Raw genomic sequence first — 14697 nt, forward strand, 5'->3', positions numbered from 1 at the left:
GGGGCGCCTGTCGCAGGTGGTGCGGCGCCCGGACGGCACGCACAGGCGGCGCGCCTAGGCTGGAGGGGTGAATCGCCCCTCCACCGGGGTCCGCCCCCAGGCGGGCGCCGACCGCACGGCCCTGGCCGCCGGATCCGCCACCCTGCGCATCGCCGGGCCCGTGATCCTCGTGGGCGCCGCGTTCCTCGCCGTGATCGCCGGCCTCGTCTTCGGCGGGGGCGCCGCGCCGAACCTCCTCCTCGATCCCGGCCCTGTGGTGCGCTGGGGCCTCCCGGTCGTGACGACGCTGAGCAACCTCGGCGCGGCGGCCATGCTCGGATCCCTCGTGCTTGCCCTGTTCGCGCTGCGCAGCGGGGCGCGGTCGTTCGAGATCGCGCTGGACACCGCCTCGATCGGCGCGGCCGTCTACACCGTCGCCAGCGCCGTGGCCGGGCTGTTCACGTTCCTGCAGACCCTCGGCGTGAAGCTCAGCGCCGGCCCCGAGTTCGGCGCCCAGCTCGGACGTTTCCTGCTCGAGCTGCCGCTGGGGCAGGCCTGGCTGATGACCGTGCTCGCGGGCGCCGTGATCACGATCGCCGCGTTCGCGTTCCGCGGCTGGACGGCGACGCTGCTCACCGCGATCCTCGCGGCGGCGTCGTTCATCCCCCTCGCCACCCAGGGCCATGCCGGCGACCTCAGCGGGCACGACGCGGCCGTGAACTCTCTGCTGCTGCACACCGTCGGTGCGGCGGTGTGGATCGGCGGACTGCTGCTGCTCATCGTGCTGCGGGGATCCCGCAGCGAGCTGGGCGCGTCAGACGGGAAGGCCGGGGCCCGCGGCGGCGCATCGGGCGCGAAGACGGCGAACACGCAGAAGACCGCGAAGGGCAGGCCGCCCCGGGGCGGTGTCACGTTCGCGGCGGTCGTGCGCCGGTACTCCTCGCTCGCGCTCGTGGCCTACGTCGTGGTCGCCGTGTCGGGCGTCGCCCGCTCGATCGTGGCGGTGGGCGACTGGGCCGGCATGTTCACCCCGTACGGCGGGATCATCGTCGCCAAGGCGGTCGTGCTGATCCTGCTCGGCGCGCTCGGCGCCCGTTACCGCACCCGGCTCATCCCGAAGCTGGAGTCGGGCGGATCCGGCCCGTTCTGGACCCTGGTGCTGCTCGAGCTCGCCCTGATGGGCATCGCCTCCGGGCTCGCCGCCGCACTGGCCCGCACGCCCCCGCCCGCCGGCCTCGAGGCGCCCGCCGTGCGCACCGCCGCCGAGATCCTCACCGGATCCGCCCTGCCGCCCGAGCTCACGCCGGTGCGCTGGCTGACCATGTGGAACCTCGACCTCATCTGGGCAGTGGCGGCGGTGCTCGGCGTCGTGCTGTACCTGCTCGGCGTGCGCCGGCTGCGGGCGCGCGGCGACGCCTGGCCGATCCACCGCACCGTGTTCTGGATCCTCGGCATGGCGGCACTCGTCTGGGTCACCGGCGGTGCCATCAACGCCTACCAGGAGTACCTGTTCAGCGTGCACATGCTCGGGCACATGATGCTGTCGATGGCGATCCCGCTGCTGCTCGTCTCGGGCGCCCCGGTCACCCTGGCCCTGCGCGCGATCGACAAGCGCGACGACGGCACCCGCGGCGGTCGGGAGTGGATCCTGTGGGCCGTGCACTCGCCGTTCTCCCGTATCGTCACGAACCCGTTCGTGGCCGCGGCGATCTTCGTGCTGTCGCTGTGGGCGTTCTACTTCACCGACCTCGTGCGCTGGGCGATGACCGACCACATCGGCCACGAGTGGATGACGATGCACTTCCTCATCTCGGGCTACCTCTTCGTGCTGAGCCTGATCGGCGCGGATCCGGTTCCGCAGCGGCTGCCCTATGCGGGGCGGCTCATCACGCTCATCGCCGTGATGGCGACCCACGCCTTCTTCGGCATGGCGATCATGATGCAGTCCGGCCTGATGGTCGCGGAGTGGTTCGGTGCGATGGGGCGCACCTGGGGCGCGACCCCGCTGCAGGACCAGTACGTCGGAGGCGGCGTCGCCTGGTCGGTGGGGGAGATCCCGACGCTGATCCTGGCGATCACCGTCGCTATCCAGTGGAGCCGCAGCGACGCCCGCATGCAGAAGCGGGCGGACCGCGCCGCCGACCGCAGCGGCGATGCGGAGCTCGAGGAGTACAACGCGCGCCTCGCCGAGCTCGCCGAGAAGGACCGCCGCGCTGCCTCCCGCGGGCGCTGAGCCGCGGCCGGGACTCAGCCCTCGGATCCGGGCGGGTTCGCGGACTGCTCGGGCGAGGTGATGCTGATCGAGGCGGATCCGTCCGGCAGGAACCGGATCGAGCCGTCCACCTGGAACGGGACGTCCTCGTCGACGTGGGAGACGGTGCCGTTGTAGAGCGACTTCACGTCGAGCTTGACGTGGGCGGTGGCATCGGTGGGCGGGATCTTCCAGCCGTCGTCGTCGGGCTCCAGCGTGATCTCCGGGGGCCGCACCATGCTCCACGTGGGGCCGTCGACCACCCGGTTCTGCACGGTGAGGCCGAACGGGCAGCCGGTGGGCTGCAGCACGGTCTGGGTGGTGCACTGGTCGAGGAACTCGTTGACCCGCTGCTGCACCACCTTCACGAACTCGGCCGTGGGCTTCGCCTGGACGTCCAGCGGGACGTCGGCGAGGGGCTTGTCGGCCAGCACGCCCATGCCGCTGGCCGTCGCCGTCGACGTCTTCACCGACACGGAGTACAGCCCCGGGGAGAACACCAGCATCGGCACGGGGTCGAGAGCCGACGACTCGGCGCCCTTCGCGGCGACCTGCCGGCGGTCGAGCTCGAAGCCGTTCACCGAGAAGCGGTCGGATCCGCGCACCGTGAGCGAGATGACGGCGAGCGGGCTCTGCGCGAACTCCCACGACGGCGCGACGCCGATCCAGCCGTCCTGCGCGATCAGGAACGTGCTGGTGCCGGGGTGGCCGCCGGCCTTGTAGTGCACGGTGACGGCGGTGGCGTCGCCCTGCGGATGCTCGTCGGTCACCGTGATGTCGGTGAGAGAGCCCAGCGCGGCACGGCGCAGCAGTGCGTCCGAGGCGTTGCGGAAGGTGCTGTTGTCGAGATCGCCGTGTCCGATCGCCACCCCGGGCAGGCGCAGCGCGTCGGCGGCGCGGCCCTCGGCGAGCATCGTCAGGTACCGCGTCACGAACGCCGAGGGGCTGTAGAACTGCCGGTAGACGGTGAGTCCGCCGGCCGCCAGAGCGGCCACGAGCACGACGCCGACCACGGCGAGCAGGGTGAGGTCGGCCCAGAGCGGGGCACGACGTCGCGCGGTCCGCGCCCGGCGCGCCCGCACGCCTGGCGCCAGCACCCCCGCCGACTGCACCATGTGCGTCAGTCTACGAAAGCCCGCCTGCGGGAAGCCCGAGTGCGTCGGACGTGGTCGCGCGACGTCGGCACGGCCGGCACCCGGCACGGCGTGGCGCCGGTAGAATCCGAAGACCGTGAGCACGCCGACCCTCTCCGCCGAACAGGAAGAACTGTTCCGGCTGATCGAGGACACCCGAGAGCACGTGTTCATCACCGGCCGCGCCGGCACCGGCAAGTCGACGCTCCTGCAGCACTTCGCCTACAACACGCAGAAGCAGATCGCCGTGTGCGCGCCCACGGGAGTCGCCGCGCTCAACGTCGAGGGCCAGACGATCCACTCGCTGTTCCGGCTGCCGATCGGTCTCATCGCCGACAGCGAGATCGATCAGTCGGATGCGACCCGCAAGATCCTGAACGCGATCGACACGCTCGTGATCGACGAAGTCTCGATGGTCAACGCGGATCTGATGGACGCGATCGACCGGTCGCTGCGGCAGGCGCGGGGCCGCCGGGGAGAGCCGTTCGGCGGGGTGCAGGTCGTGATGTTCGGGGATCCGTATCAGCTCGCGCCCGTGCCGCCGCGCGGCGACGAGCTGCGCTACATCCAGGATCATTACCGCTCGTTCTGGTTCTTCGACGCGAAGGTGTGGACCGGCGGCGAGGCATCCGACGGCCTGCTCGACATCGGCGAGCACGGGGCGAAGCTGCACGTGCGCGAGCTCGTGCACATCCACCGGCAGTCCGACGCCGGGTTCAAGGCCATGCTCAACGCGGTGCGCTACGGCCGGGTGACCGCCGAGATCGCCGAGGCGCTGAACACGGCCGGTGCCCGCACGCCTCCGGATCCGGCTCCCGGCGAGATCCCGATCATCACCCTCGCCACGCGAAACGACATCGTCAACGGCATCAACGCCCGGCACCTCGCAGCGCTGCCGGGCAAGGTGCAGAAGGCCAAGGCCGACATCTCCGGAGATTTCGGCCGCGGCGAGGCGAACTATCCGGCCGACGCCGAGCTGCAGCTCAAGGAGGGTGCGCAGGTGATGTTCCTGCGCAACGACGTCTCCGCCGCCCCCGATCCGCCGCGCTGGGTCAACGGCACGATCGGCACGGTCGTGCGGATCCTCGGCGACACGGTGCGGGTCGAGATCGACGGCGAGGAGGTGGACGTCGAACCCGCCGTCTGGGAGCGCTATCGCTACATCTACAACCCGGGCACGAAGACGCTCTCGCGGGAGGTGGTCGCGGAGTTCACGCAGTTCCCCCTGCGGCTCGCCTGGGCCGTCACGATCCACAAGTCCCAGGGCAAGACCTACGACCGCGCGATCGTGGACCTCGGATCCGGCGCGTTCGCACCCGGGCAGACCTACGTCGCCCTGTCTCGGCTCACCTCGCTTGACGGTCTCTACCTCACCCGTCCGCTGCGCCCCCGCGACATCCGCGTCGACGAGGACGTGCGCCGCTTCATGCGCGCCGCCTGGGAGGCACGACAGGGCGACTCCACGCCGCAGGTTCGTAGCTGACGCGCCCTGTGCGCATCGCGAGATCAGGCGATCACGCCGGGTCAGGCCGGCAGGATCCGGATCCGCCTGTTCTCGCGCGATCGCCTGATTCCGCGTGGTCCCGGACGGTGGGTGCGGGAGCGCGCGGGTCTCAGCGCCCGACGTGCGCGGCGAGGATCACCGCGATCTCCTGCAGTTCGATCCGGCTCTGCGCGGTGGCGAGCACGAGATCGAACGCAGTGTCGGTATCCATGTCGATGCGGATGCGGTTGAGTTCCAAGAAGGTCAGGGTCAGGATCCAGCAGAAGCGCTTGTTGCCGTCGTACAGCGGGTGATTCTGGGCGAGGGATGACATCAGCGCGGCGGCCTTGACCTCGATCTCCGGGTACGCCTCGACGCCGAACATCGCGCTCGCCGGGCGCGCGAGCGCCGATGCGAGAAGGCCGAGGTCGCGCACCTTCAGACCCAGGGCGTCGAGGATCGCCACCGCCTGGGGCAGCTCGACGTAGCGGATCACGCGTCTTCGAGCTTCGCGATCAGCTCCGCGTAACGGTCGGCGACGCCGAGAGCGATCGACACGGCCTCGGCGGTCGTCACCTCCTCGCGCACGAAGCGATCGGCCGCTTCGATGAGCAGCGCGTGCTTGGACGTGTGCCGACGCGCGGCGAGCTCACTGAGCTGAGCATCGAGCTCCGCAGGGATCCGCACGGTCATGGCCATACCAGAATGATACAACGCGGATCTCCACCCGTCGGGCGCGGATCTCCACCCGCGGGTGGTGCCGCCGGATCCGGGATCCGAGGAGCATCGAGGACATGAACCTCTCCGTGCTCTCCAACGTCCTGTTGATCCTCCTGGCTGTCGGCATCATCGCGGTCCGGCAGATGAACTGGCGCCCCGTGCTCGGCGGCCGCGACTGGATGTTCCCGGGGATCGCCGCCGTGGCCGGCGCCGCATTCCTGCTGCAGTCGCTGAACGGCCGTTCGCTCGGTGTCATCGACGTGGTCGCGTTCCTGGTCGAGGTGGTCATCGCGCTGGGCGTGGGGCTCGCGATGGGCGCGATCGCCCACATCCGCCCCATCGCCCGGCCGGCCGGATACGCGGCGGACACCAGCGGGCTCTCGGCCAAGGCGGCGGCCAGGGCCCTCGCGGAGTTCGAGACGCGGACGGGCCCCTGGGGTCTCGCGCTCTGGGTCGTGCTGATCGGCGTGCGCGTGGGGCTCACCTTCGCGTTCGAGAGCCTCGGATCCCACCTGGGCGTCTCCACCGGGCTGATCCTTCTGGTGCTCGCCGCGAACCGCGCCGCGCGCACCGTCGTGCTGCACGGCCGGGTCGACGGGCTGCGCCGCGCCGGCACTCGCGGCGCAACGGCGCGCATGATGGTCTCGTGACCCGCTTCCGTCTGCCGCCCGTCGCGGCGACGACACCGTGGAGCGCCGGCATCAACCTCGCCGGCGCTCTCGCCGTGCTCTACGGCCTGTGGCGCGGGGCACCGCACACCGCTGCGTGGGCCCTCGTCGTGACGGCCGTGGGGGTCGCCGCCTGGGTGGCGCGCACGGCCCTCGCCGTGCAGCAGGGCGCGCGGCAGCGGCGGGGCGGGCCCGATCCGGAAGCTCCCGGTACCGGAACGCACCCCGCACCGCAGGGCGCCGTAGAACCCGCACCGCAGGGCGCCGGGGTGCGCGCGCTCGCGGCGCTGCTGCTGGCGCTCATGCTCCTCGGCGGCGGGCTGACGGCCGTCCCCACGCAGGGCCTCGGGACGGCGCTGCTCGTGGTGGCGGTGCTCGTGGTGACGAGCGAACCCGCGAACTCCCCAGTGGTGTGGGGCACCGCCGCGCTCGCCGCAGCCCTGGCGACCGCAACCGGTGCCGCTCTCACGGTCGCAGGGCTCGCCGGCGCGGTCGACGTGAACGTCATCGGCGTGCTGGCCGTGATCGCCGGGCTCATCCTGGCGGTCGTGGCGGGGCTCGGCCGCCGGGCACAGCGCGTGCTGGCCGCGGAACGGGAGCGCGCGAACGCCGAAGCCGTGCGGGCGCAGGCCACGGCGCACCGCGTGGCGATCGCTCGGGACCTGCACGACGTGCTCGCGCACAGCCTCGGCGGCCTGGTGGTGCAGCTCGACGCGGCGGAGGCGCTGCTCGAAGCGGGCGACACCGAACGCGCGGCCGCGCGCGTGACCGCCGCGCGGCGGCTCGCGGTCGAGGGGCTGGACGAGGCCCGCGAGGCGGTGCGCGCCCTGCGCGGACCCGAGCAGGGCGCGCCGGAGACCGTGACGCCGGCGACCGCGACGTGGACGCCCGCGATCGCGACGCCGGATCCGGGCCCGGGCGCGGCGACGGTGGATCCGGCCGCGCTCTCCGCACGGCTCGCGGGGCTTCTCCCCGGGGAGGACGCCGCGACGGTGCACGTCCAAGAGCTCGGCGAGCCCCGTGCGGTCCCTGCGGCGCTCGCCGAGGCGCTGGTCCGTGCCGTGCAGGAGGGGCTGAGCAACGCCCGCAAGCACGCGCCCGGCGCCGAGGTGCGGATCCGCCTCGTCTGGCATCCTGACCGGGTGGAGTGCGCGATCGAGAACGCGATGCCTGTCGAGGGCGCGGGCGGCCGCGGTGCGGGACTCGCCGCGACCGGCGGCGGCTTCGGCCTGCGCGGTGTGCGGGAGCGCTTCGCGGCGATCGACGGCACGGTGACGGCGGGGACGGTCCGCACCGCGGAGGGCGAGCTCTTCCGGCTCCGCGTGGAGGCCCGGGCATGAGCGCCCGCATCCGGATCGTGCTCGCCGACGACCAGGCGATCATCCGCGACGGAATGGAGACCGTGCTGGGGCTCGTCGACGACTTCGAGGTCGTGGGCACCGCGGCCGATGGCGCGGAGGCGGTGGCGCTCATCGCGGCGGAGCGGCCCGATGTCGCGCTCATGGACCTGCGCATGCCCGTGCTGGACGGCGCCGCCGCGACCCGGCGGGTGACCGCCGAGACCCCGGAGACCGCGGTGCTCGTGCTGACGACGTTCGCCGACGATGCCGACATCGTGACCGCGCTCCGCGCCGGAGCCCGTGGCTACCTCACCAAGGACGCGGGCCGCGCGGAGCTCGCTGCGGCGATCCGCGCGGTCGCGGCGGGTCAGAGCACCTTCTCGGATCCGGTGCGCGAGGTGCTGCTCGGCAGGATCGGCGCATCGTCGGCAGTACCCGACGCGGATCCAGGATCCCCGTCGAGACGCGATCCTGGATCCCCGCCGGGACCGGATCCCCTCTCCGCCGAGGCTCTGGCGGAGCGGTTCCCCGCGCTCACCGCGCGGGAGCGCGAGGTCTACGCGCTCGTGCTGCGGGGGCGGTCGAACGCGGAGATCGCCTCGACGCTGTTCGTCGGGGTGGCGACGGTGAAGACGCACATCAACGCGCTGTTCGCGAAGCTGGGCGTGCGCGATAGGGCGCAGGCGATCGCGCGAGGGCTCGGCAGCACGCCCGGTTCCTGACCCGGCGCGTCAGCCGACCCGGCATCGGGCGACCCGCATCAGGCGACCCGGCGCGTGAGCCGACCCGGCGTCGGGCGACCCGCGTCAGCCGACCCGGCATCGGGAGACCCGCATCAGCCGAGCCCGCGCACCGGTCGGCGCGGCACGGCCGGGGCGCCCGTGGTCCGTGACGGACTGCGGGCGCCGACGCGGATCATCCGGAGGGATGACGTCGGCCGAAGATGCGCCCGTTTACAATCGTGAGGAACGTCAGGGGGGCGTATGGGTGGGAAGATGAGGCGGCGAGCGGGCGCGCTGATCGCCGGCGCGATCGCGGCGGTGCTCGTGCTGAGCGGGTGCGCCGGCGATGCCGCCGTCCCCACGTTCAGCCCGAAGCCCCAGGTCGAGGGCGCCCTGCCCTCCGAGGTGCAGGATCAGCTGAAGAGCGCCGTCGAGCGTGCGATGGCCGCGAGCGGGTCGAGCGGGGCGATCCTGGGCGTGTGGGTGCCGTGGAGCGGTTCGTACGTGACGGGCCTCGGCACCGTGGCGACCGGGGACAAGACGCCGGTCAGCACCGACATGTCGTTCCGCATCGGCGACGTCACCCGGCTGATGACCTGCGACGTGCTGTACGCGCTCGCCGACCGCGGCACCGTCAAGCTCGACGCCAGCATCACCGAGTACGTCTCCGGCGTCCCCGATCTGCAGGACGTCACCCTGCTCGACCTGTGCAACGGCACGGGCGGCATCGGCTCGTCGGAGGCGACCGCGCTGCCGATGTGGCTGAACAACCCGGATCGCCGCTGGGAGCCCAAGGAGCTCGCGTCGTACGGTCTCGCGCAGAACCGCACCCCGGCGCATACCGGATACCGCGACTCCGACGCCGGATACCTGCTGCTCGGCCAGGCGCTGGAGCGCGCCACCGGGCAGACCGCGGCGCAGCTCATCCGCCAGTACGTGACCGCGCCGCTCGGGCTCAACGCGACGTCGCTGCCCGCGCCCAAGGCGGCTGCTCCGAGCCCGGCGCCCGCGCTGCAGGGCTCCTACCTCGCGCAGGTCGACGGCGCCTATCAGTGCGCCAAGCCCACCGACATCACGGTGAGCTCGTCCAGCAACGGCTACACCGACTCCGGAGTGGTCTCCACGATCAAGGATCTGGGCCGGTACATGCAGGCCGAGGCGGTGCAGGCGCTGCGCCTGAAGAAGACGCCCAAGCGCTTCGGATCCCCGCTCCCGGTCGCCGACGGCGCGCCGAGCTGGTACCAGACGACTGGAGGCGGCTACCTCGTCGGATCCATGATCGGCCAGCACGGCGGCACGCCCGGCTACCTCACCGCCGCCTACGCCGACCCCGCCACCGGGTTCACCGTCGTGGTGGTGCTGAACGACTCGACGGCCGGATCCGGATTCATCGGGAACCTCGGCTTCGAGCTCGCCGCGATCGCCTCTAAGGCAGCGCCCGGCAAGGGCCGCACCGCGCCGGAGTTCGCACTGCCGTTCACCGCGGAGGACTACGCTAAGGCGGTCGACGGCGCGGCCGTCTGCCCGCTCCCGCAGGGCTGATCCGGGTCGTTCGACGCCTCCCTCGCGCCGAGGGTCTGTCCTCGCCGTCCGCCGTGGAGCCTCTCGGGGCGCGGTGGCCGGGCGGCAGCCGCCGGAGCGCCGCACGAACCGAGGAGCAGCCATGGCCATCGTCGACAACGGCATCTACGTGGACGGCGTCCGCACCGACACCCCGCACACGCTGACCGAGACGTTCCGGCTCATGCGCGATCGCAACGGCATGGGCTGGATCGGCCTGTACCGGCCCAGTGAGGTGGAGGTGCGCCAGGTCGCCGCCGAGTTCGGCCTGCACGAGCTGGCCGTCGAGGACGCGCTGACCGGGCATCAGCGCTCGAAGCTCGAACGCTACGGCGACACCCTGTTCGTCGTGCTCCGGCCCGCCCGCTACCTCGACGCCGCGGAGGAGGTGGAGTTCGGCGAGCTGCACGTGTTCGTCGGGCCGAACTTCGTCGTCACCATCCGGCACGCCGAGACCCCGAGCCTGAGCCGCGTGCGCGGGCGCATGGAGCAGGATCCCGAGCTGCTGGCGCGCGGTCCTGAGGCCGTGCTGTACGCGATCCTCGACGAACTGGTCGACGAGTACTCGCCCGTGCTGGCCGGCGTGGAGAACGACATCGACGAGATCGAGGCGCAGCTGTTCCTCGACGACTCCGATGTCACGCAGCGCATCTACGAGCTGTCCAGCGAGGTGATCGACTTCCAGAAGGCGACGCAGCCGCTGCAGCCCATGCTGGAGAACCTGCTGCGCGGATCCGCCAAGTACGCGGTCGACCTCGAGCTGCAGCGCTATCTGCGCGACGTGCTCGACCACATCATCGCGCTCGCCGAGCGGGTGGCGACCTTCCGCGCCAATCTCGACAACGCGCTCACGGTGGAGGCCACGATCGTCGCCCGGCGCCAGAACGAGGAGATGCGCCGGATGACCGAGGAGAGCATCCGCCAGGGCGAGGAGGTCAAGAAGATCTCCAGCTGGGCGGCGATCTTCTTCGCCCCGACGATCGTCGCGGGCATCTACGGCATGAACTTCCACGGGATGCCGGAGCTGGCCTGGCCGTTCGGCTATCCGATGGCGATCGGCCTCATGGTCGGCGGCGCCTTCGTGCTGTACCTCGTCTTCAAGAAGCGCGGCTGGCTCTAGGCGGATCCAGATCCGGATCGGATCCGGACCCGGATCGGATCCGGATCCCCGGCCGTCCCTTGCTCGTTCAGGTCGCGAATTCTGCTCCACGACGTCGCGGGAACAGCAGAAATCGCGACCTGAACGAGGGGAAGGGCCCTCGGTCGGAGACGTTCAGCGGCCGGAACCCGTGAGCGCGATCACCGCGAGCGCGGTGGCGGTGACAAGGATCCACAGGATCGCGCCGAGCAGCAGCGGGCGCCAGCCCGCACGGCGCAGGGCCACCGCATCCGTGGACAGCCCGATGCCCGCCATGGCCGTCGCGATCAGGAACCCGCTGACGTGCACCATCGCTTCGCGGACGCCCGCCGGGATGGTGCCGAGGGATCCGAGCACGGCGACGGCGAGGAACCCGACGAGGAACCACGGCACCAGGCCGATCGCCCGCCGCAGCGTCATCCGCTGCCCGCCCAGCGACCGGCGCGACTCGATCACGGAGAGCCCGACGGAGATCGGGATGATCATGAGCGTCCGCACCAGCTTCACCACGACGGCGAACCCGAGCGCCGAGGCGCCGAAGACGCTCGCGGTCGCCACCACGCTGCTCGTGTCGTTGACCGCGGTACCCGCCAGCAGACCGAACGTGTGCGGATCCATCCCGAGCGCGTGCCCGAGCAGGGGGAACAGCACCACGGCGAGGACATTGAACACGAAGATCGTGGAGACCGCGTAGGAGATCTCGGCGCTCAGCGCGCCGATCACCGGAGAGACGGCCGCGATCGCCGAGGCGCCGCAGATGCCCGTGCCCACGCCGATCAGGGTGCGCAGCCGCGGGGCCACGCCGAGTGCACGGCCGATCACCGCGGTGCCCAGCAGGCAGACGGCGAGCGTGGCGAGCATGATCGGCAGCGACTCCGCGCCGACCCTCAGGATCGCGTCGAGCGATAGCTGCGCGCCGAGCAGCACCACGGCGACCTGCAGCAGGAACCGGCCGGAGTACTCGATGCCCGGCCCGAAGGTCGCGCCGGGACGCCGGATCACCGCGACCGCCACCCCGATCACGATCGCGGGCAGGGCGGATCCGAGCACCGGCACCAGGGCGCCGATCACGGTGGCCACGACCGCGATCGGCGCGGTGAGCGCGAGCCCCGGCAGCACCTCGGCCGTGCGCATCGCGAGGCGGGACGACAGTGTGCGGGCGGGACGGAACATCATGTCTCCACGTTCCCGCGTCGCCAAAGCCCGCGGTATCCGGCTAGGCTCGATGGGGATACAGGCGGAGACTGTGGGGTGCGCATGCCGAACGGATCGATGCCGGATCTCGGTTCGCTCGAGCTGCTGGTCGCCGTCGTGCGCACCGGGTCCATCTCGGCCGCAGCACGCGACACCGGCGTGACCCAGCAGTCCGCCTCCGCACGCCTGCGCGCCGTCGAGCGCCAGCTCGGGCTGTCGCTGTTCCACCGCACGCCGTCGGGCAGCCGGCCCACGCTCGAGGGCGAGGTGGTCGCGTCCTGGGCCGATGACGTCCTCGCGGCGGCGGGGCGCTTCCAGGCGGCGACACGCACCCTGCGCGGCGAGAGCAGCGCGCGGCTCACGGTCGCGGCGAGCCAGACCGTGTCGGCACGGCTGCTGCCGAGGTGGCTCGTGGCGCTGCGCCGGCACCAGCTCGGTGCGGGGCGCACGCCCACCGCGGTGCAGCTGCTGTCGGGCAACAGCGCCGACGCCGAGGCGCTCGTGCGCGAGGGGCGCGCCGACCTCGCCTTCATCGAGTCGAGCGAGGTGCCCGCCGACCTCGGCTCGACCACCGTCGACCGCGACGAGCTCGTGCTCGTCGTGGCGCCGGGGCACCCGTGGATCGGCCACGGACCCGTGGCGTTCGAGGTGGCCGCCGCGGAACCGCTCGTGGCGCGCGAACAGGGCAGCGGCACCCGGCGGGCCTGGGAGGACGAGGTGCGCCGACGGCTCGATCGCGCCGCCGCCGAGCCCGCGGTGGTCCTGCCGACCTCCGCCGCGGTGCGCTCGGCGGTCGCCGACGGGCTGGGCGCCGCGGTGCTGAGCCGCCGGGAGGCCGCCGACGACATCCGCCTCGGGCGGCTGCGCGCCGTGCGCACCGCCGGCGACCCGATCGTGCGGCCCATCACGGCGCTCTGGCGCGGGGGCGCGCGCGACCTCCCCCCGGCCGGGCGGGAGCTCATCGACGTGGCCGTGCGGACGGCGCGCGACCAGGGCCGTCCCGGTTCCTGAGGCCCGCCCCGCCTCCGACTCGCTCATCGCCCCGCCTCCGCCTCGCTCAGGGGCCGACGGACGCCCCCAGCCGCACCCGATTCCCGAGCGAGCGCAGCGCGGCGAAGCGGCCCCTGCGCCGCCGCTCAGGGGTCGGAGGGCGCCGTCCCGCGGTACCCTCTGATCGTCGCCCTGGAAGGATCCGGATGCCCCCGCTCGTGCTCTTCGGCCTCGCCGCCGTGCTGCTGTGGTCCCTGGTGTCCCGGCGCTTCGAGCGCTGGGGCGTGGCGGGGCCGGCCATGCTGCTCGTGCTGGGCGCCGCGACAACGGTGTGGGATCTGACCTCGTACGGCGCCGCGCTCGACGCCCCGCTGACCGAGAAGATCGTGGAGGTCATCCTCTCGCTCCTCCTGTTCGCGGACGCGACCGAAGTGCGCGGCGGGATCTTCGGCGGAGAGGGCCGGATCACCGCCCGGCTCGTGCTCATCGCGCTGCCGCTGTCGCTCCTGCTCACGGCGATCGCGAGCGTGCTGCTGATCCCGGATTCCTTCGTGGTGATCGGCGTGATCGCCTGCGTGGTGATGCCGACCGACTTCGCCCCGGCGGCCCGGCTGCTGCGCACCAAGCGGCTGCCGGAGCGGATCCGCGCGATCCTCAACGTGGAGAGCGGCTACAACGACGGCCTCGTCTCGCCGATCTTCGGGATGGCCCTGCCGATCGCCGTCGTGCTCGCGCCGGTGTGGCACGAGGCGGTCGCAACAGGATCCGACTCGGTCACGATCACCGACAAGGAGCTCGACCACAACGGCGAGAAGATGGCGGAGGCGTTCCTCAACGCCGTGCCGGCCACGCTCTGGGCGATCGCGATCGGCGTCGTGCTGGGCGGCCTCATCGGCCTGATCCTGCGGATCGCGCGCGACCGCGGCGTCGCGAGCGAGGGCGGCGCGCGCTACGCGATGCTGCTGCTGCCGCTCATCGCCTACGGGATCGCGACCATCCCGGCGATCGAGGCGAACGGCTTCGTCGCGGCCTTCGTCGCGGGGCTGATGTACCGCGTCGCCCGCACGCGCGGCATGGAGGTGCGGGTGATCCCGCACGCCGAACTGCTGCTGGTCGAGGAGGTGGGCACCCTCACCGCGAACTTCGTCTGGTTCATGCTGGGCGGCGCGGCCCTGCTCGCCTTCACCGAGTCGTTCGACTGGCGCGTGCTCGTGCTCGCACTGCTCGCCCTCACGCTGCTCCGGCTCGGGCCGGTGTACCTCTCGCTCATGGGCAGCTCCGTCGGCCGCGGCGACCGCGTCCGGATCGGTCTGCTCGGCCCGCGCGGCACCGCCACGATCGTGTTCGGCCTGCTGGCGTACAACGCCCTCCCCGACGATGAGGGCAACCTGGTGCTGCTCGTCATGGTCGTCACCGTCGTGGGCAGCATCCTGCTGCACGGGGTCGCCGCACCGCTCGTGCTGCGTCGGCTCGCCCCCGGCGCCCGTGCGGGGGAGAGCGCGGCGGCGGCGCACTGAGC

13 protein-coding genes are annotated in these 14697 nt (G+C 72.3%); 9 read left to right on the forward strand and 4 right to left on the reverse strand.

What is annotated here, in order from left to right; translation table 11 throughout:
• Nucleotides 1–67: 67 nt before the first annotated feature.
• Nucleotides 68–2212 carry a cytochrome c oxidase assembly protein gene (locus AERO9AM_RS00580; RefSeq protein WP_442923244.1) on the forward strand — a complete coding sequence of 715 codons (2145 nt, stop codon included), beginning with the start codon at nt 68–70 and terminating at the stop codon, nt 2210–2212.
• Nucleotides 2213–2226: 14 nt separating this feature from the next.
• On the opposite strand, the gene AERO9AM_RS00585 is transcribed toward AERO9AM_RS00580, so the two are convergent.
• Nucleotides 2227–3345 carry a hypothetical protein gene (locus tag AERO9AM_RS00585; RefSeq protein ID WP_159574407.1) on the reverse strand — a complete coding sequence of 373 codons (1119 nt, stop codon included), beginning with the start codon at nt 3343–3345 and terminating at the stop codon, nt 2227–2229.
• A 115-nt stretch (nt 3346–3460) separates the two neighbouring features.
• On the opposite strand from AERO9AM_RS00585, the gene AERO9AM_RS00590 reads away from it, so the two are divergent.
• A complete protein-coding gene (locus AERO9AM_RS00590; RefSeq protein ID WP_159574408.1) occupies nt 3461–4846 on the forward strand; it encodes an ATP-dependent DNA helicase in 1386 nt (461 codons plus the stop codon).
• 130 nt (nt 4847–4976) lie between these two features.
• Here the strand turns inward: AERO9AM_RS00590 and AERO9AM_RS00595 are convergent, their stop codons facing one another.
• Nucleotides 4977–5342 carry a type II toxin-antitoxin system death-on-curing family toxin gene (locus tag AERO9AM_RS00595; protein WP_159574409.1) on the reverse strand — a complete coding sequence of 122 codons (366 nt, stop codon included), beginning with the start codon at nt 5340–5342 and terminating at the stop codon, nt 4977–4979.
• Nucleotides 5339–5545: a ribbon-helix-helix protein, CopG family gene (locus tag AERO9AM_RS00600; RefSeq protein ID WP_159574410.1), complete on the reverse strand. Its 207-nt coding sequence runs from the start codon at nt 5543–5545 to the stop codon at nt 5339–5341. The genes AERO9AM_RS00595 and AERO9AM_RS00600 overlap by 4 nt, the downstream gene beginning before the upstream one ends.
• 95 nt (nt 5546–5640) lie before the next feature.
• Between AERO9AM_RS00600 and AERO9AM_RS00605 the strand changes: the two genes are divergently transcribed.
• The 5 genes from AERO9AM_RS00605 to corA all read left to right on the forward strand — a co-directional run bounded on the left by AERO9AM_RS00605 (nt 5641) and on the right by corA (nt 10976).
• Entirely contained in the window at nt 5641–6216 is a 576-nt protein-coding gene (locus tag AERO9AM_RS00605) for a hypothetical protein (protein ID WP_159574411.1), read from the forward strand.
• Complete coding sequence (locus AERO9AM_RS00610; RefSeq protein WP_159574412.1) at nt 6213–7574, forward strand: sensor histidine kinase; 1362 nt, start codon at nt 6213–6215, stop codon at nt 7572–7574. Before AERO9AM_RS00605 ends, AERO9AM_RS00610 begins: the two co-directional genes overlap by 4 nt.
• Nucleotides 7571–8296: a response regulator transcription factor gene (locus AERO9AM_RS00615; protein WP_159574413.1), complete on the forward strand. Its 726-nt coding sequence runs from the start codon at nt 7571–7573 to the stop codon at nt 8294–8296. Before AERO9AM_RS00610 ends, AERO9AM_RS00615 begins: the two co-directional genes overlap by 4 nt.
• 273 nt (nt 8297–8569) lie before the next feature.
• Nucleotides 8570–9838, forward strand: a complete 1269-nt coding sequence (locus tag AERO9AM_RS00620) for a serine hydrolase domain-containing protein (protein ID WP_159574414.1) — start codon at nt 8570–8572, stop codon at nt 9836–9838.
• Between the two features lie 121 nt (nt 9839–9959).
• Nucleotides 9960–10976 (forward strand): magnesium/cobalt transporter CorA, encoded by a 1017-nt coding sequence (gene corA / locus AERO9AM_RS00625; RefSeq protein ID WP_159574415.1) that lies wholly within the window; start codon nt 9960–9962, stop codon nt 10974–10976.
• Between the two features lie 153 nt (nt 10977–11129).
• Here the strand turns inward: corA and AERO9AM_RS00630 are convergent, their stop codons facing one another.
• Nucleotides 11130–12170, reverse strand: coding sequence for a YeiH family protein (locus AERO9AM_RS00630; protein WP_236602434.1), 1041 nt, complete (start codon nt 12168–12170; stop codon nt 11130–11132).
• Nucleotides 12171–12266: 96 nt separating this feature from the next.
• Between AERO9AM_RS00630 and AERO9AM_RS00635 the strand changes: the two genes are divergently transcribed.
• Both AERO9AM_RS00635 and AERO9AM_RS00640 read left to right on the forward strand, forming a co-directional pair.
• Nucleotides 12267–13199 (forward strand): LysR family transcriptional regulator, encoded by a 933-nt coding sequence (locus AERO9AM_RS00635; protein ID WP_159577286.1) that lies wholly within the window; start codon nt 12267–12269, stop codon nt 13197–13199.
• Nucleotides 13200–13384: 185 nt separating this feature from the next.
• Nucleotides 13385–14695, forward strand: a complete 1311-nt coding sequence (locus AERO9AM_RS00640) for a cation:proton antiporter (protein ID WP_159574416.1) — start codon at nt 13385–13387, stop codon at nt 14693–14695.
• The last annotated feature ends 2 nt before the right edge of the window (nt 14696–14697 follow it).

The sequence above is a fragment of the Microbacterium sp. 8M genome, from assembly GCF_902506375.1.
GTDB lineage: Bacteria > Actinomycetota > Actinomycetes > Actinomycetales > Microbacteriaceae > Microbacterium.